Annotated in this window: 23 protein-coding genes; all 23 read right to left on the reverse strand. The window is 57.1% G+C overall.

Annotated elements, in window-relative coordinates:
* Positions 1 to 16: 16 nt before the first annotated feature.
* On the reverse strand, positions 17 to 1,042 hold the full coding sequence (gene rlmN / locus MCG44_RS08610; protein WP_147572274.1) for a 23S rRNA (adenine(2503)-C(2))-methyltransferase RlmN: 1,026 nt from the start codon (positions 1,040 to 1,042) through the stop codon (positions 17 to 19).
* Positions 1,039 to 2,376: a 16S rRNA (cytosine(967)-C(5))-methyltransferase RsmB gene (gene rsmB, locus MCG44_RS08615; RefSeq protein ID WP_240287744.1), complete on the reverse strand. Its 1,338-nt coding sequence runs from the start codon at positions 2,374 to 2,376 to the stop codon at positions 1,039 to 1,041. Before rsmB ends, rlmN begins: the two co-directional genes overlap by 4 nt.
* A 232-nt stretch (positions 2,377 to 2,608) precedes the next feature.
* Complete coding sequence (gene fmt, locus MCG44_RS08620) at positions 2,609 to 3,532, reverse strand: methionyl-tRNA formyltransferase (protein ID WP_240287746.1); 924 nt, start codon at positions 3,530 to 3,532, stop codon at positions 2,609 to 2,611.
* Entirely contained in the window at positions 3,529 to 4,032 is a 504-nt protein-coding gene (gene def, locus MCG44_RS08625; RefSeq protein ID WP_147572271.1) for a peptide deformylase, read from the reverse strand. The genes fmt and def overlap by 4 nt, the downstream gene beginning before the upstream one ends.
* A gap of 46 nt (positions 4,033 to 4,078) precedes the next feature.
* Positions 4,079 to 6,544, reverse strand: coding sequence for a primosomal protein N' (gene priA, locus MCG44_RS08630; protein WP_240287748.1), 2,466 nt, complete (start codon positions 6,542 to 6,544; stop codon positions 4,079 to 4,081).
* 66 nt (positions 6,545 to 6,610) lie between these two features.
* Entirely contained in the window at positions 6,611 to 6,799 is a 189-nt protein-coding gene (gene rpoZ / locus MCG44_RS08635; RefSeq protein ID WP_147572269.1) for a DNA-directed RNA polymerase subunit omega, read from the reverse strand.
* A 43-nt stretch (positions 6,800 to 6,842) separates the two neighbouring features.
* Positions 6,843 to 7,448: a guanylate kinase gene (gene gmk / locus MCG44_RS08640; RefSeq protein ID WP_186852651.1), complete on the reverse strand. Its 606-nt coding sequence runs from the start codon at positions 7,446 to 7,448 to the stop codon at positions 6,843 to 6,845.
* The gene (locus MCG44_RS08645; RefSeq protein WP_240287752.1) at positions 7,445 to 7,720 is read right to left on the reverse strand and encodes a DUF370 domain-containing protein; all 276 of its coding nucleotides are present in this window, start codon (positions 7,718 to 7,720) and stop codon (positions 7,445 to 7,447) included. Before MCG44_RS08645 ends, gmk begins: the two co-directional genes overlap by 4 nt.
* Before the next feature lie 14 nt (positions 7,721 to 7,734).
* Entirely contained in the window at positions 7,735 to 8,616 is an 882-nt protein-coding gene (locus MCG44_RS08650; RefSeq protein WP_147572266.1) for a YicC/YloC family endoribonuclease, read from the reverse strand.
* Positions 8,617 to 8,648: 32 nt separating this feature from the next.
* Positions 8,649 to 9,179 (reverse strand): hypothetical protein, encoded by a 531-nt coding sequence (locus MCG44_RS08655; RefSeq protein WP_240287754.1) that lies wholly within the window; start codon positions 9,177 to 9,179, stop codon positions 8,649 to 8,651.
* Complete coding sequence (locus MCG44_RS14910) at positions 9,180 to 9,770, reverse strand: J domain-containing protein (RefSeq protein ID WP_186852517.1); 591 nt, start codon at positions 9,768 to 9,770, stop codon at positions 9,180 to 9,182.
* Positions 9,770 to 10,633, reverse strand: coding sequence for a DUF5685 family protein (locus MCG44_RS08665; protein WP_262669756.1), 864 nt, complete (start codon positions 10,631 to 10,633; stop codon positions 9,770 to 9,772). Before MCG44_RS08665 ends, MCG44_RS14910 begins: the two co-directional genes overlap by 1 nt.
* Before the next feature lie 15 nt (positions 10,634 to 10,648).
* A complete protein-coding gene (locus tag MCG44_RS08670) occupies positions 10,649 to 11,071 on the reverse strand; it encodes a SoxR reducing system RseC family protein (protein WP_147572262.1) in 423 nt (140 codons plus the stop codon).
* Positions 11,072 to 11,088: 17 nt separating this feature from the next.
* Positions 11,089 to 12,321: a YbbR-like domain-containing protein gene (locus MCG44_RS08675; RefSeq protein ID WP_240287758.1), complete on the reverse strand. Its 1,233-nt coding sequence runs from the start codon at positions 12,319 to 12,321 to the stop codon at positions 11,089 to 11,091.
* Positions 12,321 to 13,205: a diadenylate cyclase CdaA gene (gene cdaA, locus MCG44_RS08680; RefSeq protein WP_240287760.1), complete on the reverse strand. Its 885-nt coding sequence runs from the start codon at positions 13,203 to 13,205 to the stop codon at positions 12,321 to 12,323. The genes MCG44_RS08675 and cdaA overlap by 1 nt, the downstream gene beginning before the upstream one ends.
* A gap of 235 nt (positions 13,206 to 13,440) precedes the next feature.
* Positions 13,441 to 14,565, reverse strand: coding sequence for an aminotransferase class V-fold PLP-dependent enzyme (locus MCG44_RS08685; protein WP_240287762.1), 1,125 nt, complete (start codon positions 14,563 to 14,565; stop codon positions 13,441 to 13,443).
* Positions 14,562 to 14,816: a DUF3343 domain-containing protein gene (locus MCG44_RS08690; RefSeq protein WP_147572258.1), complete on the reverse strand. Its 255-nt coding sequence runs from the start codon at positions 14,814 to 14,816 to the stop codon at positions 14,562 to 14,564. Before MCG44_RS08690 ends, MCG44_RS08685 begins: the two co-directional genes overlap by 4 nt.
* Before the next feature lie 240 nt (positions 14,817 to 15,056).
* Positions 15,057 to 15,530, reverse strand: a complete 474-nt coding sequence (gene ispF, locus MCG44_RS08695) for a 2-C-methyl-D-erythritol 2,4-cyclodiphosphate synthase (RefSeq protein WP_147572307.1) — start codon at positions 15,528 to 15,530, stop codon at positions 15,057 to 15,059.
* A gap of 2 nt (positions 15,531 to 15,532) precedes the next feature.
* Positions 15,533 to 16,270 carry a 2-C-methyl-D-erythritol 4-phosphate cytidylyltransferase gene (gene ispD, locus MCG44_RS08700; protein ID WP_147572257.1) on the reverse strand — a complete coding sequence of 246 codons (738 nt, stop codon included), beginning with the start codon at positions 16,268 to 16,270 and terminating at the stop codon, positions 15,533 to 15,535.
* 85 nt (positions 16,271 to 16,355) lie between these two features.
* Positions 16,356 to 16,832, reverse strand: a complete 477-nt coding sequence (locus MCG44_RS08705; protein ID WP_147572256.1) for a CarD family transcriptional regulator — start codon at positions 16,830 to 16,832, stop codon at positions 16,356 to 16,358.
* 178 nt (positions 16,833 to 17,010) lie between these two features.
* A complete protein-coding gene (locus MCG44_RS08710) occupies positions 17,011 to 18,972 on the reverse strand; it encodes a bifunctional 4-hydroxy-3-methylbut-2-enyl diphosphate reductase/30S ribosomal protein S1 (RefSeq protein WP_186852516.1) in 1,962 nt (653 codons plus the stop codon).
* On the reverse strand, positions 18,969 to 19,619 hold the full coding sequence (locus MCG44_RS08715) for a lysophospholipid acyltransferase family protein (protein WP_240287764.1): 651 nt from the start codon (positions 19,617 to 19,619) through the stop codon (positions 18,969 to 18,971). The genes MCG44_RS08710 and MCG44_RS08715 overlap by 4 nt, the downstream gene beginning before the upstream one ends.
* On the reverse strand, positions 19,616 to 20,293 hold the full coding sequence (cmk, locus tag MCG44_RS08720; RefSeq protein WP_147572254.1) for a (d)CMP kinase: 678 nt from the start codon (positions 20,291 to 20,293) through the stop codon (positions 19,616 to 19,618). Before cmk ends, MCG44_RS08715 begins: the two co-directional genes overlap by 4 nt.
* Positions 20,294 to 20,334: the final 41 nt, after the last annotated feature.

A 20,334-nucleotide genomic window follows, 5' to 3' on the forward strand; every position in this document is an offset into this window, starting at 1 on the left:
CACCGGCACCGCTTCGTCAATTTTCCTCTCTCATGGCCTTTCTCCGCAGTTGGCCGCAGGAGGCGTCGATATCTCCCCCCAGCTTGCGCCGGACGGTGACGGTAACCCCCTGGCTCTCCAGCCGCTTCTGGAAAGCCGCCACTCGCCTGCTTGGTTTCAGAGGACTCTCCTCCACGTCGTTGAGAGGAATTAGATTCACATGACCGGGTGTTCCCTTCAGCAGGCTGGCCAGCCGGTCGGCCTGTTGGTCAGAGTCGTTAACTCCGTCGATCATGGCGTACTCATAGGAGATCCGCCGTCCGGTGGTCTGGAAATACCGGCGACAGCAATCCATCAGCCTTTCCACCCCTATGCCCCGATTTACTGGCATGATTTTCGACCGCGTCTCGTCATCGGGCGCGTGGAGGGAAACGGATAGTGTTAATTGTAACCCACGCTGGGCCAATTTGTCAATTTTGTCTACCAAGCCGCAGGTGGACAGAGAGATATGCCGCATCCCAATGTTCAATCCGTCGGGATGGTTGACCAGGGTGAGGAACTTCATCACCGTGTCATAGTTATCCAATGGCTCCCCGATGCCCATCAGAACGATGTTGGAGATTGGCTCACCGCTGTCTATCTGGGTAAACAGGACCTGGTCCACCATCTCCGCCGGAGTCAGATCCCGGACCTTTCCAGCCAGGGTAGAGGCACAAAAGGCACACCCCATGCGGCAGCCCACCTGACAGGAGATACATACCGTATTTCCATGCTTGTACCGCATCAAAACTGTTTCAATACAGTTGCCATCGGCCAGCTCCCAGAGGTATTTGATCGTCCCATCCAGGGCGGAAACCTGCTTCCGGGCCACCTTGGGCTTGGACAGAAAGCACTGCTCCTCCAGCTTTTGACGAAGGGGCTTGGACAGGTCGCTCATCTCCCCAAAGGAGGTGGCCCCCCGGTAGAACCAACGAAAGACCTGCTTTCCCCGAAAGGCGGGCTCTCCCTGCTCTTGGAGCCAAGCGGTCAGCTCCTCCAGTGTCATGGATTTTAGGTCGATCAAAGGGAATCCTCCCCCTTCCGAAGCTTGCAAATAAAGAATCCGTCGGTGTCGTGGCGATGTGGCCACAGGGTTATCATCCCCTCCGGGGCCGCTCCTACTGGGTCAGGCAGTACAAAGGGCTCCTTTTGAAAGGAGCTGTCCCTTGTTAAAAAGGTCCCAATGACCTCCTCGTTCTCCCGACGGAGAAGCGTGCAGGTAGAGTAGAGCAGCGTCCCACCGGGCCGTACATACCGGGCCGCATTGGACAGGATGGCCAGCTGGATCTCTGGAAGTCCCTCCAAAGGCGCCGGGTCCTTGTAGCGGATATCCGGCTTTTTACGGATGACACCCAGCCCGGAGCAGGGGGCGTCTACCAGTACCAGGTCAAAGGCACGCTCCCACTCCGGGTGAAATACTTTGCCGTCGGCGGTCTGTGGGGTAATGATGTCCAGACCCAACCGGTCCGCGCCGGCCTGGATGAGTTTCTTTTTATGGGGATGAAGGTCGCAGGAAATGACCTGGCCACAATTTTCCATCGCAATCGCCGCAGCGAAGGACTTTCCTCCGGGGGCGGCACAGCAGTCCAGCACCCTCATGCCGGAGATGGGGCCTGCGGCGAGGACGGCCAGCCGGGACGCTGGGTCCTGCACATAGAACAGACCCTTTTGAAAGGCATCAAGCTCCTCCAGATTACCCGTCCGGGCCAAAAGCAGACAGTCGTTCAGCCATGGGTGGAGTCGTGCCTCCACCTCCGCCTCCTCCAGCTTATCCCGCAGCTCCTGGGCCGTAATCTTTGTTGTGTTCACCATAACGGACATAGGTGGCTGGCTATTATTTGCTGCAAGCAGCTTGGATGTTTCCCCTGTCCCGATGGCCAAGAGAAATTCCTTTACCATCCACTCCGGATGGGAATACAAAATAGACAGATAAGAGGTGGGGTCCCGCTGAGGTACCGTGGGAAGATCGTCCAGACTTCGGACCAACGCCCTCAAAATACCATTTACCATCCCCGCCGCCCTTGGGTTTTTACAGTGCCGTTTGGCCAGCTCCACCGAGCTGTTTACCGCCGCGCTCTGGGGAATCTTATCCAGAAAGAGAAGCTGGTATGCCCCCAAGCGCAGGGCCTGTACCACCTTTTCCTCCATCCTCTTCAGGGGAATATTGGAAAACCGGGACAGATAAAAGTCCAGCAGCATCTGATTTTGAAGCACGCCAAAGCACAGTTGGGTGGCAAGGGCCGCATCCCGTCTGTCCGCTCCGTGTTGAGCTAGTTGTTTCTTCAACACACCATCCGACCAGCCCCCTTGCTTGTAGCAGGCATACAGCGCCTGCAACGATACCTCGCGTGCGTCCATGCTTCTCACCGGCCTTTCTTCTTTTTTTCTTGAAAGAAAAAGGAGGGGAAAACTTGAGAAAAACTTCGTTTTCTCTCACTTTCTTACCATTTCTCTCAGCGTTAACAACAGAATGCCAATCAGGTCCTCCTATCATAGCAGCCGGGATGACTATAAAATACAGGCAAGTCTCCCTATAAATTGGCAAATGCCATGATAAATGACCGCTCCCATGGCGTTTCTCCTTTTTCGATCACAGGTGAATGGGATGGCCAGCCAAATAGGAGGCGGCGGACATGCGCTTGCCGCCAGGAGCCTGCAGCTCCAGGATACGGAGGAGCCTTCCGTCCCCACAGGCCACATCGATGCCTTCCTTCCCCGCGGCGACCACTGTACCAGGCTGTTTGTCCGTCCCCTGGTCCAGAAGGGTGGACTTGAACACTTTGACTGGCTCCGCAGAAAAGATGTCCGTGGAGGTGGCGGGCCATGGCACCAGCCCTCTGATCTGGTTATGGATGTCCCACCCGCTCCTGCTCCAGTCGATGGGAGAGAGCTCTCGGGACAGCATAGGAGCCAGCGTAGCCTGGCTGTGGTCCTGAGGGATCCGCCGGGCGGTCCCGGCAGCCAGCTCCGCCACAGTTTGGACCAGCAGCCGCCCACCCAGGTCAGCCAGCCGGTCGTGGACGTTCTCCACCGTTTCCTCCGGGTCGATATGGGTTCTCTCCTGGGCGATGATATCCCCGGCGTCCAGTTCCCCGGCCATATACATAATGGTCACACCCGTTTCCTTTTCCCCACGAATCACCGCCCAGTTGATGGGGGCAGCCCCCCGGTATTTGGGCAGCAGAGAGGAATGGACATTGATGCAGCCCATTGGAGGCAGAGCCAGGATATCGTCAGGTAGGATACGGCCATAGGCGGCCACCACCACCAGCTCCGGTGCCAGCTCCCTGAGCTGGGCTAATGCTGTGCCATCCCGAAGCTTGGTAGGCTGGTAGACCGGGATCCCATGAGCTGCGGCGCAGGACTTGACCGGTGTAGGCTGAAGCTTGTTCTGGTGCCGCCCAACCGGCTTGTCCGGCTGGCTGAACACCCCGCACACCTCATGTCCCGCGGAAATCAGCCCCTCTAGGGAGGGAACAGCAAAGTCTGGAGTGCCCATAAAGACGATCCTCATCCCCGCTCCTCCTGCTCCTCTTCCGACATCATCTGGTCCAAATCCTCGTTAGTATAGAGCTTGTCCGTCAGTTCCGTGTACAGATGGCCGTCCAGATGGCTCAACTCGTGACAGAAACAGCGGGCGGTGAGTTCCTGTCCCTCCACCTCAAACCAGTTTCCATCCCGGTCCTGGGCCTTTACTTTAACCCAAGCCGGCCGCTTCACATAGCCCCACAGTCCAGGGACAGACAGGCAGCCCTCCAGTCCGTCCTGTTCGCCCTTCTGGTCAACGATTTCAGGGTTGACCAGCTCCAGCATCTCTCCATCATCATTCACCACGATGACCGCACGGCGCAGGATGCCCACCTGAGGAGCGGCCAGCCCAAGGCCGTTGGCCTTTGCCAGCGTCTCCTTCAAGTCGTCCAGCAGCTCCCACAGCTTCTGGTCAAATTTGGTGACGGGATGGCACATCTTATTCAGGGCCGGATCGCCCTTGGTTAGGATCGTACGAATCGCCATGTTATTTTCTCCTTTTATTCTTCTGTCGGGGCCTCAAAGCCCAAGTCTAACTCTGATAGGGATCCCAATCTCCATACACGGACACCCCCCGGTTGTCCTTATCCTGATGGACGGACCGGATGAGATGAGCAATCAATCTACGGACTTCCCTGGTACAGGGGCCAGTCAAAGTCAGGCGATAACGGTAGCGGTTATTCACCTTCGCCACCGCAGCCGGAGCCGGACCCAGCACCTGCCAACCGCCCGGAGCGTATCGCTTCAGCTCCTGGTCAAGCGCCTGCCGCAGTCGGTCACAGCACCGCAGGACAGCCACCTCATCCACACTGGAGGCGGTGAGTACGATGATATCCTGAAAAGGCGGGTAGCCCCGCAGCCGACGCAGCAGGATCTCGGACTGGTAGAAACTGTCATAATCCTGGCTTGCGGCACATCGGATCACATCGTTTTCCGGGGTAAAGGTCTGGATGACCGCTCGCCCCTGTTTGTCCCCCCGCCCTGCGCGGCCTACGACCTGGGTCAGCAGAGAGAAGGTGCGTTCCCCAGCCCGGAAGTCGTCCACATACAGGGACAAATCGGGAGCGATGACCCCAACCAAAGTCACATTTTCAAAGTCCAGACCTTTGGCTACCATCTGAGTCCCCACTAAAATGGGAATCCGTTCCTTCTGAAAGCGGTCCAGCAGCTCCTCATGGGGGTGGGCCGCTGAAACTGTATCCGTATCCATCCGCAGGACCTGCGTGCCTGGAAACAGCGTCTCCAGCTCCTCCTGGACTCGCTGGGTCCCCACCCCGATAAAGTTCAGCAGTCCTCCGCAGGAGGGACACACCGGGGGCAGGGGCTGGGACCAGCCGCAGTGATGGCACATGAGCCGGCCGTTGGCCGAGTGATAGGTCAGCTTCACTGAGCACCGGGGGCACTCAGGCACCTGCCCGCACTCTCCGCAGGAGACCATTCGGCTGGCTCCCCGGCGGTTGAGGAACAAAATCGACTGCTCGCCCCGCGCTAGATTTTCTTCCAGCTCCCGCCGGAGCACGGAGCTGATGGCGGAGGCGTTGCCTTGACGCAGCTCCTGCTTCATATCGGCCAGGATAACCTGTGGAAGCGGGTGCTGGTTATAGCGGTTCTTCAGCTGGAACAGGTGGTATGTCCCCTCCTGCCCATGGTACATGCTCTCCACAGAAGGAGTAGCGGAGCCCAGCACCAGCAGAGCCCCGTGCTGGACACAGCGGTATTTCGCAATATCTCGGGCGTGGTACCGTGGAACATTTTCTGATTTATAGCTGGCCTCCTGCTCCTCATCCAGGATGATGACGCCGATGTTGTCCAGAGGGGCAAAGACAGCGGACCGGGTGCCAATGACCACGGCAGCTGTTCCTTCACGTACCCGCTTCCACTCGTCATACCGCTCCCCCGCCCGAAGTGAGCTGTGAAGGACGGCTATCTGATCCCCAAAGTGAGAAGTGAATATTCTTAGCAGCTGCGGTGTCAGAACGATCTCCGGCACCAGGACTAGCGCTGTTTTCCCCTGCTTTCTGGTTTCCTGGATCAGTCGGATATAGATCTGTGTCTTGCCGCTGCCTGTCACACCATAGAGCAGCGCGGCAGCCGGCTGACCGCTCCGGCGCAGCTGGTCAAGCCCCTCAAACGCCTCCTGCTGTTCCCGGTTGAGCACCAGGGGCTGGGCCGGCTCCACCTGGATGGCAGGCAGGCGGCGGAACACCTCCCGCTCCTCCAAGGTCAATATTCCACTTTTTTCTAGGGATTTTATGGTAGGCATAGAAGCCCCGGTGAAATAACACAACTCTTTGACCGAAGCCGCACCCAGTGTACACAGCAGTTCGGTTACGGAGTATCGAAGGGGAGCCGTCTTTCGCTTGGGCGTGACCATCGCCATAGCGTCCTCCGTGGGGACCGCCAACACCGCCAGCTTCTCCCGCTTATCCCCTACGCCCCGGCGTGTACTTGTTTCCAGCCGCGCCACGCCTCTCTCCACCAAAAGATGGATCGCCGGATTGGGATCCTTGGGGCCGAAGGCCATACGGATCTGTTCCATATCTCCCCTTCCGCCCCAGTCATACAACAGGTCCAAGAGCTGTACCGCCAGGGCCGCCCCCTCCGCCGTCTGATAGGCCGCTTCCTTGTCTCCCTGGACCACTACCTGATCCCGGAGTGAGAAATAGAGCCCTGCCGGCAGCATGGCTTTGACGCAGTCATACATCGTACAGAAACAGCGTTCCCGCATCCAAAGGGCCAGTTGGATCCCTTTATAGTCCAGCACCGGCGCATCATCTAACTTAGATTGGATGGCTTTTAGAGAGGGGCCACCCTCCCCCTCCTCACGGATGGAGAGGACAATGCCGTCCGTCCCCCGGTTTCCGCTTCCAAAAGGGACGAGCACCCGCATACCAGGCACCAGTTCCTTCTCCAACTCCTTGGGGATCCAGTAGTCATAGGGCTTATCAATAGCGTAGACGGCCCTGGAAACAGCGACTTTTGCGATTTTCCGTCCCACGGTCCGACCACCCCCTATCACAAGGAAAGCAAGCGCAAGGTTCCCCTTCGCCTGCTTTCTCTCCCTTTACTCCTGGTCCAATTTTCCTTCCGCCACCTCCCGGATGGCAATGCTGACCGGCTTGTCGTCCAGCGGCACACCAGCCGTCTCCGCCTCGCTGGCGATCTTGCGGGCCCGGCAGGCCACAACGTTTACCAGCTCATAGCGGCTGGGCACCTTCTTCAGTAAATCCTTCATAGCGGGATAGAGCATCATGATAAAAACCCCTTTTCAACCATAATCGTTAAAACTTTTTCGCTCAGATAAACTGGGAGAGCATACCGCTCCGGTTCTCCACCCGGCATTGGGCGGCGGTCAGGATGGACTCGATTTCATAAACCGCATTTGACACCTTGTCGTTGATCACCAGGTAGTCATAATTCGGTATCTCCCGAAATTCGATCCGAGCCTTTTCCAGACGCCCGGAGATAACCTCCTCACTGTCGGTATTCCGGCCGTGGAGACGTCGGGAAAGCTCCTCAAAGGAGGGCGGAATGATAAAGATGGACAGTGCGTCTGGGCACTGGTCCTTTACCTTGGCCGCTCCCTGAACCTCGATATCTAGCAGCACATCAATGCCGGCCGCCAGCTTCTCCCGTATTACCTTGAGTGAGGTCCCATAGTAGTTATTGACATACTCGGCATATTCCAGCAGCTCCTGGGCGGCGATCATCCGCTCAAACTCAGCCCGGTCTACAAAGTTATAATTGACCCCATCTTGCTCCCCCACACGGGGTTGACGGGTAGTGTAGGACACAGAGAAATAGATGTCAGGGCGCTGTCCCAATAGTTCAGCAATCACCGTGCTCTTGCCCACACCAGAGGGCCCGGAGAGGACGATCAGTTGCCCCTTTTCTTTCTTTATGGCCATGTGGCCCCCTCCTCTTCCTGTCTGTCCGCCTTTTCTCCTTCCAGCCGGCTGGCCACAACATCGGGCGAAAGAGCGGACAAAATCAGATGGTCATTGTCCATTACCAGCACGGAGCAGGTCTTACGCCCATAGGTGGCGTCAATGAGTACGCCCCGCTCTCTGGCCTCCTGGATCATGCGTTTGATTGGGGCTGATTCCGGCGCGATGACCGCCAGCAGCCGCTGGGCGGAAATCAGGCTGCCAAATCCGATATTAATCAGCTTCACAGCGCCGTTCCTCCTTATTCGATATTCTGGACCTGCTCCCGAATCTTTTCAATCTCCGCCTTGATATCGACCACCTGACGGGCGATGTCAATATCGCTGCATTTAGATCCGATGGTATTGGCCTCCCGGTTGAACTCCTGAATCAAGAAATCCAGCTTCCGTCCAATCGCTCCACCCTTGTCCAGCATCTCCCGGAGCTGTTCGATGTGGCTGCGCAGCCGCACAGTTTCTTCGTCCACGGCCACCTTGTCCGCAAAGATCGCGGCTTCTGTCAGGATGCGCGCCGGATCGAGCTGGGTGTTGGACAGCACCTCGTTCATCCTACTCTCCAGCCTGGTCCGATACTCGGAAACGGTCTGAGGGGAACGCGCCTCCACCACCCCCACCTTCTCCTCGATCAAGGCGGCACGGGCCAGAATATCCTCCCTAAGCCGTCCCCCCTCTCGGGTGCGCATCTGGTCAAAATCAGCCAAGGCCCGGTCCAGGACCGCACATATGTCTTTTGCCATCTGCTCTACATCCTCTTCCGCCTTTTGGGCCAACAGCACCTCAGGGAAACGCGAGAGTGTCTCAGGGGTAATATGATAGGAGCCCGCACCGCAAAACTCTGCCAGCTCTCTCAGAGCAGCGGCGTATTGGGCGGCCAGGGGCCTGTTTACCGACACCTGTATATCGTCGGCGCCCGTGCTGTCCATCGTGACAAATACGTCTACCTTTCCCCGCGAAATGGCGCTCTGCACCCGTGTCTTGATGGCATCCTCAGAAAACAGATACAGCCTTGGAATGCGGACATTACAGTCCAGATAGCGGTTATTGACGGAGCGCAGCTCCACTGTGATTGTGCAGCCGTTGACCGTCTCCTCCGCCCGGCCGTAACCGGTCATGCTCTTGACCAAATCAGGTCACTCTCCTTGATATGGATTATAGCTCAACGCCTTCCTCCCCGACTCAGACGATGTCCCAGCAAACCGATGAGCCTGGATAGGCCGATGTCGTAACAGATAAATACCAGGTTTCCCCCAGCAAAAAAGATAGCGATTCCCTCCTCCAGCCACTGGGGCGGGTCAGGGAGAAGCAATCCCTGAAATAAAAACCAGCACAGGATCAAAGCAACATTAAAGAAAATCAGCTTCAAGAGCCACTCTACCGCTCCACGGCGCAACCCCTCGATGCGGCTCTTTACCACCGGATAGAGGCCCAGAAACACCAGATAGAGCAGAGGTATCCCCTTATTTGGCAGCAGGACCAGTCCCAGCAAGGAACCTGCCGCCCAGCACATATAGCCAGCCGCGCGGCCAGCATACAATGTCGCAGTCACTGGAAACAGGCCAGCCACAGCTGTAAGACCCAGCCAGCCCGAAGGTACGATACAGGCCAGCCATAAAATGACCAGGCTCCCCGCCCCCAGCATACCGCCCAGAGCAATTCTGACGCTCTGTTCACGATCCCGACGTGACATTTAGCAGTGTCCTCCCCCACACAGACAGTTCAGACACAGCATTGAGGTACAACAGTCCATCCCGTCTACTGTATTGGTATAGCCATAGGGGCGATAACCCACATTGCCACGTTGCATGATAGACAGAGCCTGGCGGTATTCCATATTGTTGGGCTCCATCTGGACCGCCATGGAATAGTTCTGCATGGCCTCATCCAGCCATCCCTTGCGGTAGGCGATGCTGCCGGAGAGGAAATACCACTCCCCGTTTTTCTGGGGCACCTCCAATAAAAGGCGTTCCGCGGTCTGGAGATCACCGGCGTTAATCAGATTGCGGATCTGGGCAAAGGTGGGGTTTGCGGAGCCGCCATAAGACCTCTGCTGGCTATAACTCCCGGAGGACTGCTGATAGCCGCCACCACCGGCACGGCTCTTGGTGATGGCGTCATAGGCCTCGTTGATCTCCTTCATCTTCTCTTCCGCCAGATCTGCCAGAGGGTTGTTTTGATAGTTGTCGGGGTGGTATTTTCGTGCCAGCTCACGGTAAGCTTTCTTAATCTCCTCATCGCTGGCATTCTGGTCCACACCTAAGACGCTATACGGATCTCTCATCAGTTGTTACTCCAAATCTTTTGTTTTTTTATCTCTCGCCAGCTGCCATCAAAGACAGCCCGCTGCACCATAGGCAGCCCCAGGTACAGGATATTCTCTAAAATCGGGGTTCGGCAGCCAAACTCCCCTAATTGGAGAGCAGCGCCCATCAGCCCCAGGGAATGGTCTAAGGTACGCCTTAAGTTTTCATCATCCCCCTGGGGGCCAAATCGGGCTATCACCGGGTTATACCGCCCGGCTGCCCGGTCCTCCTCCATGTCGTCCCTCGCGTCCACCAAATAGATCCATCGCCCAAGCTGATAGAGCAGTTGGGATAACACCCGGTCCTGTTTTCCCTCTTTCGATGCCGCTCCCTGGAGCAGCCGGGCAAAGGTATCGGCCGACTGGTCCATCGAAGGACAACTCGCCCGCTCCAGCTGTTCCAATTCCACCAGGCTGTCCTGGACTTGCTGGTCAAAGGCAGGACAGCGAACCGCAGCCTTCCGGTAAGATGGACGCAGCAGAAGGGAAAGTCCTCTCGCGGGCATGGCTTTCCAAAAGCCCTCGTCCTTGATCGAATCCCGCAGCTTCCACCATGCCAGGATGACACTCTCATCCGCCGCCAACTCCAGCGCCTCGCTGTCAGGACACATGGGCTTTTTGACCAGAGGATTGGCGTGGCACCGCCCCTGACAGGGAGTAAAACGCTCCTCCGGCTCCCACAGCAAAAGAGCCAGAAAGGTGAAATCAAAGTTCAGGAACATAGGGGCCAGCAACCCATAGCGCCGGCGCAAGCAGCGGCACAAGCCGCAGTAGGTTGCCCGGTACAGGTCAAACTCCCTGCATTTCATCTCCGGGCGGCAGGGCCTTACATATCCAAACACTGCACGTTTCCGTCTTTAATGGAGCAGCTTCAAAACAGCAAATTCAGGGGCCTTGCTGCGGAGGATCGCCCGGTTAATCAGCCACGCGGGAACAAAGCCGAGTACCAGTCCCAGCAACGCGGTCCCCAGAGCGGCAATATCGCCCAGATGCAGAAGGGATTGGCCCAGCATATAACCCGCACCTAACCCAACGCAGGGCAGCAGGAACACCACCACGGAGGTGCTGATGTTGTGCCCAGACGTGGGTTCAACCTCCACCACATCGCCGGGCTTGGTCCCAATGGGATCGCTGGCCAACGCCAGGATCTCCTGCGTGGGTTTTTGGGTACAGCCAGCACAGGCTCCATCGCAGTGAAGTCCGCACTCCATCTGCCGCAGGAGGGAGACCTGGACCACTCCCTCACCTATCCGCTGTTTTACGATTGCGTTCTGAACCATGGTATTTTGCCTCCAAATTAGCTCCGACTCACATTGACTACAATGGAATAATCCCCGATGACCCCTACGCTCCCGCCGGCGTCCAGATAGACTCGGGCGGTGACCGGGATCAGCCCAGTGGTGGTCACCTCCGACACGTCCGCTACGATCCGGATCTGGCTGGCATCGATCTTTTCCAGATCCTCCGTTCTACCCCGGATAGTCACTGTACGGTTTTGCGTGACCGACTCGGCCGTATATCCATCCGGCGGCTGGCTTACCGTAATGTTGCCCACCTCGAAGGTAGCAGTTGACAAGCCATCTACCTTAACAGTCACTTTAGCAGAGGTAATCCCACTGACATTCTCTAATCCAGGGTCCAGTGTGATGGGGAAGGTATACTCTTTCGTCCCCACGACCTTGGATAAATCGACACTGCCCAGAGATATCTCCTCCAGACCCTCTATATCTGTTTCAGGTCCGGTCACGGTAATGATATCCGGCTCGATCTCGATAACCGCGTCATCCGCTGTGGCTCCGCCGCCAGGAATCACATTGACCGTCAGACCCACATCCTTCTGCACCACCACAGGAACCACCACATAGGCGGAGTCCGCGCTGAGGGTGACATCCAGATCAGTCAGCGGATTCCCTTCCCGGTCCAGCAGGGTGAGAGGAAGATCTCCGGCAAAGCGCTCGTCCAAATTTTCATCCTCAAGGATGGCAACCACCTTGGCGACCTGGCTGACCTGCTCTACCGAGCCGCTGACGGTCACACTTTCCGGACTCACAGCCGCGGTGCCCATCTGATAGTTCTCCGCCACCTGCCCTTTCAGTTGAAACTCTACGTCAAAAGAGCTTGTATAGAGTTTATCCACTGTTACGATAATGGTCGCCGGGTCCTGCTCCTGCAAGGTCACATCAGACACATTGACATTGGCGGGATAGCTGGGCTTGTAGCTTAACTCATTCTCCCCCTCCACACAGCGGGAAACATCTAGAGGGATATAGAGATTTGAACGGTTCTTCAGCAGGTTGGCCGCCACGCTGGTGGGCGCCTCAATCCGTAAGTTCACAGTTTCAGTGGACAGACCAGCCACGGTCAGCCCCTGGCTGGTCAATACATTGGTCCCAGTCAGCTCTACCCGCACATTATGGATGGTATAAGGCTGAGTGGGGTCCACCTCCGCCCGCACATAAAACCAAAAAAGCACTGCCAGCAGGACGGACAGCAGGACATATACCCATTTGCTCTCTCTCAGTCGTCCCATCATGAGCGGTCACCCTCTTTCCTGTTTCCGCCAAAGAGCTGGCTCAACAGAGGGAACTGGCTGCTCTTCTCCTCCTCCTTGCTCTCGCTCAACAGCTCGTTCCGCAGCAGCCGCTCTAAGGTCTCCGGTGCCAGATGCCGCTTGAGCATGCCTCCCACGGCCGCGGAGATGGAGCCCGTTTCCTCCGACACGATAACTACCACCGCATCCGAATGCTCGCTCATCCCGATCCCTGCCCGGTGGCGCATCCCCAGGTCGCGGCTCAGGTTCACATTGCCGGACAGGGGCAGCATACAGCCAGCGCCCACGATACGGCCCTCCCGAACAATGACAGCACCGTCATGCAGAGGCGCTTTATTCCAAAAGATGTTCTTCAGCAGTTCGCTGGATACACCGCAGTCCAGAGCCGTCCCTGTCTTAATGACATCGTCCAGGAGATTCTTGCGCTCAAAGACCATCAGAGCCCCAACCTTATCTCTGGAAAGGTCGGCATATGCCTCGGTCGTCTGGGTAATAGCGGTTTCGATCTCCATAGGCGTGGCCCTGTTGCTGGAAAAATTCAGTCCCAGGCGGCTGCTCCCCATCCGCTCCAAAAAGCGGCGTATCTCGGGCTGGAAAAGGACAACTAGGACCAGAACGCCCCACTCTACTACCTTGTTCAGCATGAAACTGGTGGCCGTCAGTGGGAGCTCCGAGGAGATCCACATGGCTACCAGCAGGATCAGGATTCCTCGTAAGACCCGTCCGGAGCTGCTTTTCCGGAGCATCCAGAGCAGTTTGTATATGATCAGAGAGAGGATGGCAATATCCAGCAGATCAAAAAGACGTATGGTGCTGATAATCGGAAGCTCATTTTGGAGCAGACTCGTGATATCCTGAAACACATGTATCACCTCTCTCAACGGCTGTCTTCGCATACCCGGCCGCAATTTTCCTATTTTGTTATTATACGATATTCCCGCCCGGTTGGCAACACGAAAGGGGGCGTTCCCGGAGAAAAATTCATGAATTTTCTTTTAATTTTCTTTGTTACTTTTTTACCCGTTTTTCCGGCGAAAAAAACGCTTCAAAACGGAGCTCATTCGCCTGAGTCCCACTTCAAAGCGTTTTTTTCATGATTCAACGTCTGACCATATCTCCAATTGCCCGCAGAAAGCGGTCAATTTCCATCTCGGTGTTAAAGGCAGATACACTGGCACGGACGGTCCCTGTTTCCAGAGTCCCAGCGGTGCGGTGTGCCTCCGGGGCACAGTGCAGGCCGGCTCTGAGCGCAAATCCTCGGTCCCCCAGCGCCTCACCTACGTCCTCACAGTCCCTTCCCTTAATTCGAAAGGAGAGCACACCGGACTGCGCCTTGGGCATAGACGCCTGGAACACCTCCACACCCGGCAATCTGGACAGCCCGTTACCCATCCGCTGGATCAGCCGGCTCTCATGTCCCGCAATCCACCGTATGTCCCGGCGGCGCAAAAAACGCAGGCCCTCCAGCAGGCCGGCCACACCGGCAATGTTGTGGGTCCCCGCCTCCAGGCGGTCAGGCAGGAACTGGGGCATGGACTGCTTCAAGGATTCACTTCCTGTCCCGCCCTCTAGAATCGGAGTCGGGTCACGGTTGCAGAGCAGCAGGCCGGTGCCCTGTGGGCCGTAGAGCCCCTTATGGCCCGGCATCGCTACAAAGGCGGCGCCCAGTTCCTGGATATCCAGCGGCAGGACGCCTGCGGACTGTGAGGCGTCAACAATCAGAGGCACTTCCCGCTGCCGGCACAGCTCCGCGATCTCCTGGATTGGGAGGATAAAACCGAACACATTGGATACATGGGTACATATAGCCGCGTCCGCCCCCTGGTCCAGACACTGGCGGAAGGAGTCTATCATTCCCTGCCTGTCAAAGAGAGGCGATCGGGCCACCAAAATTTCCACCTCCGGAATCGCGTGGAGCGGCCGGGTGACCGCGTTGTGCTCATAGCCGGAAATCACCACTCTGTCCCCAGGATGGACCAGGGTTTTTATGGCGATATTGAGTCCATGGGTAGCGTTAAACGTAAAAACCACCTGATCGACGCTGGTCACATGAAAGAGGGCAGCCGCCTCCTCCCGACAGGCGAAGGCAGTATCGGCGGCAGCCATAGCCGGCCGATGTCCTCCCCGTCCAGGGCTGGCCAAGTGGTCAATGGCGTGTGCGGTGGCGCGAGCCACAGAGGGCGGCTTCTGCAGGGTGGTGGCCGCGCTGTCCAGATAGATCACAGCTCCACCTCCTGATAGCTGCCGTCCCCGGCGGTGATATAGATACGCTTTGGCTCAAGATTCGTCCGCTGGAGGACCCGGAGGGCGTCAGGCAGACTGCGTTGGGATATCTTGACCGAGTGGCTGCACCCCTCCCCCGCCACGCTCTTTGGCGAGCGGAGAATCCGCGCCGTGATGCCCGCCCGCTCCAGGGCGGCGGCTGTCCGCTGTGCGTAGGTCAGAGAGCGGCATACAATGAGATAATAGAGCATGACTTGGTTCCTTTCTCGGGACAGTCTGTCGGCCGCCCCTCGGAAATAGCTGGGAGGGGAGCCTGCGTTCCCCTCTCATCTCCATTGTATGCTCTTTTTCAGGCGGTGACACCGCAGACTTGCTTTCTCTTTACAATGGTCAAACAGCCCATATCTCCATTTTCGCCATTCGCCAGGCGAAAATGGCCCCCCCCTGATACTTGCCGGAGTCGAACTATTTGCAACGTTCGTGCTTGCCGTTCAACCTTTCCAAATCAGCACTACTGCGTGCGCCGCCATCCCCTCACCGGAGCCAGTAAAGCCGAGACCTTCTTCCGTGGTAGCCTTTAGATTGACCTGCTCCGGGGACACTCCCATAGCTCTGGCCAGCCGCTCCCGCATCTGCGGAATATGGGGCGCCAGCTTAGGCCGTTGAGCCAGGATGGTGGCGTCGATATTCCCCACCTTCCAGCCCCGGTGATCCAGCAGGGCGGTCACTCTCTCCAGCAGTTTTATGCTGTCCGCCCCGGCGTAGGCGGAGTCTGTATCGGGAAAATGTGTGCCGATGTCCCCAAGTCCTGCCGCTCCCAGAAGCGCGTCCATCACCGCGTGGGTCAGTACGTCCGCGTCTGAGTGGCCCAGCAATCCCTTTTCCCAGGATATCTCTACCCCGCCCAGGATGAGCCTGCGCCCCTCTACCAGCCGGTGGACATCGTATCCGTGCCCGACCCGCATCTTCATAGCTCTCCCCTCACTCTCGCTTCCAGGATAGCCTCCCCCAATATTAGGTCAAAGGGGGTGGTGATCTTAATATTTTCCTTGCTTCCAGTGGTCAGGGACACCTTCATCCCCAGCCGCTCTACCGCCCCACATTCGTCTGTCAGGCTTTCCCCGTCAACCGCCGCCTTCTCCACCGCGGCCCGGATCAGCCCGGCTTCAAAGACTTGGGGCGTCTGAACCGTCCAAAGCTCTGAGCGGTCTACGGTTTCCTCTATCAGTCCCTCTCTAGCTCTCTTTACTGTATCTGTGACCGGTATAGCGGGGGCGGCTGCTCCCGTTTCCGCCGCCCGCTCCACCACCTCCTCCAGCACCTGCTGGGGGGCCAGTGGGCGGGCGCCGTCGTGGATTGCGATAAGGTCCGCATCCGGACGCACCTCCCTGAGCCCAGCCAGCACGGAGTCGGTCCTCTCTCTGCCCCCTACCACCACTTTGGACACTTTATCCAGTTGGAAGTCTTTGCAGATCCGGCTGACTTCAACCAGCAGGTCCTCTCTCGTGACCACCACGATCTCATCAAACCGGGGGCAGTCCTGAAAGGAATAGATCGTGTGCACCAAGACGGGCAGTTCCCCCAAAGGCGCCAATACCTTGTCTATCCCCTCCATCCTACGGGCGGAGCCCGCCGCCACAATCACAGCGGAACAGATTGGGGGATGAGCCTTCTTCTTCGCTAATTTTCGCAATACTTCCAGCATCTTAGGGACCTCCTACACAAAAAAGGAGCCGGTGGGCTCCTTTTCAGGTCAGCTTTTATCAATCACTATGTCTGGGCAGGACAAACTATGCCAGCGCTGTATCCAACTGCTCCTCCACTGTCTCGTAGCTTAGACTCTTGGAGAGCACGATCTCGGAGATCAGCATCTGCCGAGCCGAGTGAAGCATTTTCCGCTCCCCAGTGGACAGCCCCCTCGAGTGGTCCCTGGCCGTGAGCCCCTTGATGACCCAAGCGACCTGAAAGAGATCACCGCTTTTCAGGCGCTCCATATTCTCTCGGTAACGGCGGTTCCAATTTGAGGTCATCTCCGCCTGGATGGAAGGAATCGCCGCCATAACCTGATCGGCCTGATTCGCGTCCACTACTGGTCGGACGCCGATATCCTCGCTATGTTCTGTGGGGATCATAACCACCATGGACCGATTGGGGAGCTTCATCATGTAATAATCTCGCTCTACACCGTCAATTTTTCTCTGGACGATACTCTCTAAAACGCCTGCTCCGTACATTGGGTGGACGACTTTATCCCCAATCTGGTACAACTTTTACACCTCCATACCGATCATGACCCCGTCCTTGCCTCTATTTTCACACTAATTATAGCAATTTAAACGGCTTTACGCAAGCAAAACCCCTAATGATTTTAAAATTTTGTCATTTTTTACATCATATAGGAAACGGCCCTTGGTCAAAAAGACCAGGGCCGTTTTTAAATCAAAATTACTCCTCGGTTTCGGCAGGAGCTTCCTCGGCGCTATCTTCCTCCACAGCGGGCTCCAGCAGGGCACGGATGGAGAGGGAGATCTTCTTGTTCTCCATGTCCACATCGGTGATCTTCACGTCCACCTTATCGCCCTCAGCCAGTACGTCGCCGGGCTTCTCGATGCGGTGGTCTGCGATCTGGGAGATGTGGATCAGTCCGTCCACACCGGGAACTACCTCGGCAAAGGCACCGAAGGTCATCAGCTTGACGATGCGCACATTAGCGGTGTCCCCCACCTGGTAGGTAGAAGTAAATACGGTCCAGGGATCCTGGCTGTGGTCCTTCATGCCCAAGGAGATCTTCTTCTTCTCCTTGTCGGCGGAGATGACGTACACCTCTACGGTATCGCCCACCTTTACTACCTCAGAGGGGTGCTTAATGCGGCTCCAAGACAGCTCGGAGATGTGGACCATGCCGTCCACGCCGCCAATATCTACAAAGGCGCCGTAGGAAGTCAGGGACTTCACCGTGCCGGTATAGCGCTTGCCGTCCTCGATCTCGGCCCACACCTTCTCCGCGGCGGCAGCCCGCTCGGCGCGCTGCACCTTGCTGATGGAGCCCACTACACGGCGGCGGGCCCGGTTGACCTCTGTAATGACCAGACGGACCTTGTGCTTCAGCAGTTCAGCCATGGGAGTCTCCCGCGGCAGGCCCGTCTGGGAGGCGGGCACAAAGACGCGGATGCCCTTGACGGAAACAACCACACCGCCCTTGTTGTCCTCAGTCACAAAGCCCTCAACCACTGTCTCGTTCTCGCTGGCGGCCTCGATCTCCTCCCAGCCCTTGACCATATCCAGGCGCTTCTTGGACAGCTTGACCTGGCAGTCCCGGTCGCTGACCTGCATCACATAGGCTTCGATTTCGTCGCCTACCTTCACCAGGTCCTCAGGCTTGACGGTGGGGTCGTCGCTCAACTCAGCCAAGGGGATATAGCCGGGATACTTAAAGCCCAAGTCGACTTGGATCTCAGTGGGGGTAATAGAATCCACTATGCCCGTGACCTTATCTCCATTATTTATAGGCTTGATCGACTCCTCCAGCATCTCCGCAAAGGATTGCTCGATCTCCATGATTTCTTCGCTCATTTTGTCATAGACCTCCTTTATTATCCACGCGGGCGTGGACGCGCCCGCCGTGATGCCGACCATATCCGCCTGGGGCAGCCCGGTAAGATCCAGCTCCTCCGCGCTCTCAATCAGCTGAACGCGGGGACAAACCTCCCGGCAAAGCTCCGCAAGCCGCTTCGTATTGGAGCTTTGACTGTCGCCTATGACCACCATCATGCTGCATTTTTCAGCCAGCTGACGGGCCTCTTCCTGGCGTTTGGACGTCGCTCCACATATTGTATCAAAAAATTCTGCGTTTGTACACTCTTTTTTTGCTTTTTTCACGCAGTCGTCCCAAATTTTCCTGGTAGATGTGGTTTGCGATACCAAAGTGATAGGCAGGTTTCGCCGGTCCGGAGCCTCTAACAGCCATTTTTCCAATGCCTCTGCCCCCGATACCACAACTGGTTCCCGACACCAGCCAGCGATAGCCGTCACTTCCGGATGGTCAGGAGTCCCTACGATTACGGGCCTTCTCCCTTGCTCCTCCGCCTGGCGCACGATCTCATGGATTCGGGTCACATTGGGGCAGGTGGCATCCAAGATCTGGGCGCCCCGACTCTCCAGCGTTTTGTAAACCGCGCGGCTCTCGCCGTGGGAGCGGATAATGACCGACGCGCCATCCGGCACCTCCTCCGGTGTTTTCACCGAACGAAGGCCCTGCTCCGCCAACCGGCCGATCACCGCCTGGTTATGGATAATGGAGCCCAGCATAACGCAGGGCGTGCCCTGTGCGGCAGCCTGCTCCGCAAGCTCCACGGCCCGCCGTACACCATAGCAGAAGCCAGCACTCCTGGCCAATTCCAGCTTCATCCGATCCCCTCCCCCAGGGCCTGCACCCGGTTCATCACTTCCTGGGCAATCGACTGGAGCTCCTCCGCCGTAGGTTTACGGCCCTCATACTTGGGATAATAGGGCTGTCCGATGACCACAGTATTCGGTCGGAACAGCCGCTTCTTCCGCTGTATGTACACCGGCAGCAGGGGGACACCGGCTCGGGTTGCGAAGAGGGCGGCACCCGTCTTGACCGACACGTTTTCCCCTTCGTGAACTCTGGTCCCTTCCGGGAACATCAGCAGCTTATCCCCGCCCTTTAAGAATTTCAAGGCTGTCTTCACTGCCTTCATATCATTGTTTCCCCGGTCCACCCCAAAGACGCCGGCCTTGGACAATATCCAGCCGACAAATGGGACACGCATAATCTGTATCTTGGCCATGGCCCGCATGGGACATTTATGTCCAAAAGCAAAGACGACATAAAAAGGGTCCCCCGCGGTGGTATGATTGGGACAGATGACTGCCGGGCCCTTCGGAATATTCTCCCGTCCAACCGCCCGGATTGGGCGGAAGAGGTTAAAGAAGGGCCAGATGACAGCGTATAAAAAGGAAAAGTATCTGTCTAGGCTTTTGCGCTGGAGCTCATTCTTTTCCTGGGGTTCTTTCACCGATTCTTCGCTCACAGATGAATCTTCTCCTTTATCAAGGAAAGCATGGCCGCCAAACTCTCCTCTAAATTCAGCCGGGTGGTGTCCAGAAGGACTGCGTCCTCCGCCTGGCGCAGCGGTGCAATCGGGCGATTCCGGTCCTGTTCATCCCGCTGGACAATATCTCGCAGGACAGTTTCAAAATCAGTCTTTTGCCCCCGCCCTTCCAGCTCCAAGAGACGGCGGCGGGCACGGGACTCCGGTGCCGCAGTGAGAAATATTTTCACATCTGCCTGAGGCAGCACGACGGTTCCGATATCCCGGCCGTCCATGACCACATTGTGCTCACGGGCCTGAGTGCGCTGAAATTCCAACAGGAAGTCCCGCACTGCCGGGATAGCGGATACCTTAGAAGCCAGTCCGGAGATCTGATGTTCCCGGATCGCTTTGGACACATCCTCGCCCTCCAGAAACATCCGCTGCTCCCCGTCTGGGCCATAGTCCATAGAAATATCCAGCCCATTCAGCAGGGGGATCACCTGGCTCTCTTCGGTCGGATCCGCACCCGCCCGGAGGACCTTCAGGGCCACCGTGCGGTAGATGGCCCCGGTATCTACATATAAAAAGCCCAGCTCCCTGGCCGTCTTTCGGGCCAGGGTGCTCTTACCGGCCCCGGCGGGGCCGTCGATAGCAATGCTGACACACTTCATACAACCGCTCCAAACACTTCTGTAGTTTCCATAGAACAAAT

It is taken from the genome of Lawsonibacter sp. OA9, assembly GCF_022440585.1.

What these genes read in the sequence shown, in the direction of transcription:
- rsmB (WP_240287744.1), bottom strand. Translation starts at nt 2,376, where the DNA reads ATGGACGCACGCGAGGTATCGTTGCAGGCGCTGTATGCCTGCTACAAG.
- fmt (WP_240287746.1), bottom strand. Translation starts at nt 3,532, where the DNA reads ATGAGGATCGTCTTTATGGGCACTCCAGACTTTGCTGTTCCCTCCCTA.
- def (WP_147572271.1), bottom strand. Translation starts at nt 4,032, where the DNA reads ATGGCGATTCGTACGATCCTAACCAAGGGCGATCCGGCCCTGAATAAG.
- rpoZ (WP_147572269.1), bottom strand. Translation starts at nt 6,799, where the DNA reads ATGATGCTCTATCCCGCTATGAAGGATTTACTGAAGAAGGTGCCCAGC.
- MCG44_RS08655 (WP_240287754.1), bottom strand. Translation starts at nt 9,179, where the DNA reads ATGTCACGTCGGGATCGTGAACAGAGCGTCAGAATTGCTCTGGGCGGT.
- MCG44_RS14910 (WP_186852517.1), bottom strand. Translation starts at nt 9,770, where the DNA reads ATGAGAGATCCGTATAGCGTCTTAGGTGTGGACCAGAATGCCAGCGAT.
- MCG44_RS08670 (WP_147572262.1), bottom strand. Translation starts at nt 11,071, where the DNA reads ATGGTTCAGAACGCAATCGTAAAACAGCGGATAGGTGAGGGAGTGGTC.
- MCG44_RS08675 (WP_240287758.1), bottom strand. Translation starts at nt 12,321, where the DNA reads ATGGGACGACTGAGAGAGAGCAAATGGGTATATGTCCTGCTGTCCGTC.
- MCG44_RS08690 (WP_147572258.1), bottom strand. Translation starts at nt 14,816, where the DNA reads ATGCTCTATTATCTCATTGTATGCCGCTCTCTGACCTACGCACAGCGG.
- ispF (WP_147572307.1), bottom strand. Translation starts at nt 15,530, where the DNA reads ATGCGGGTCGGGCACGGATACGATGTCCACCGGCTGGTAGAGGGGCGC.
- ispD (WP_147572257.1), bottom strand. Translation starts at nt 16,270, where the DNA reads ATGCTGGAAGTATTGCGAAAATTAGCGAAGAAGAAGGCTCATCCCCCA.
- MCG44_RS08710 (WP_186852516.1), bottom strand. Translation starts at nt 18,972, where the DNA reads ATGAAGCTGGAATTGGCCAGGAGTGCTGGCTTCTGCTATGGTGTACGG.
- cmk (WP_147572254.1), bottom strand. Translation starts at nt 20,293, where the DNA reads ATGAAGTGTGTCAGCATTGCTATCGACGGCCCCGCCGGGGCCGGTAAG.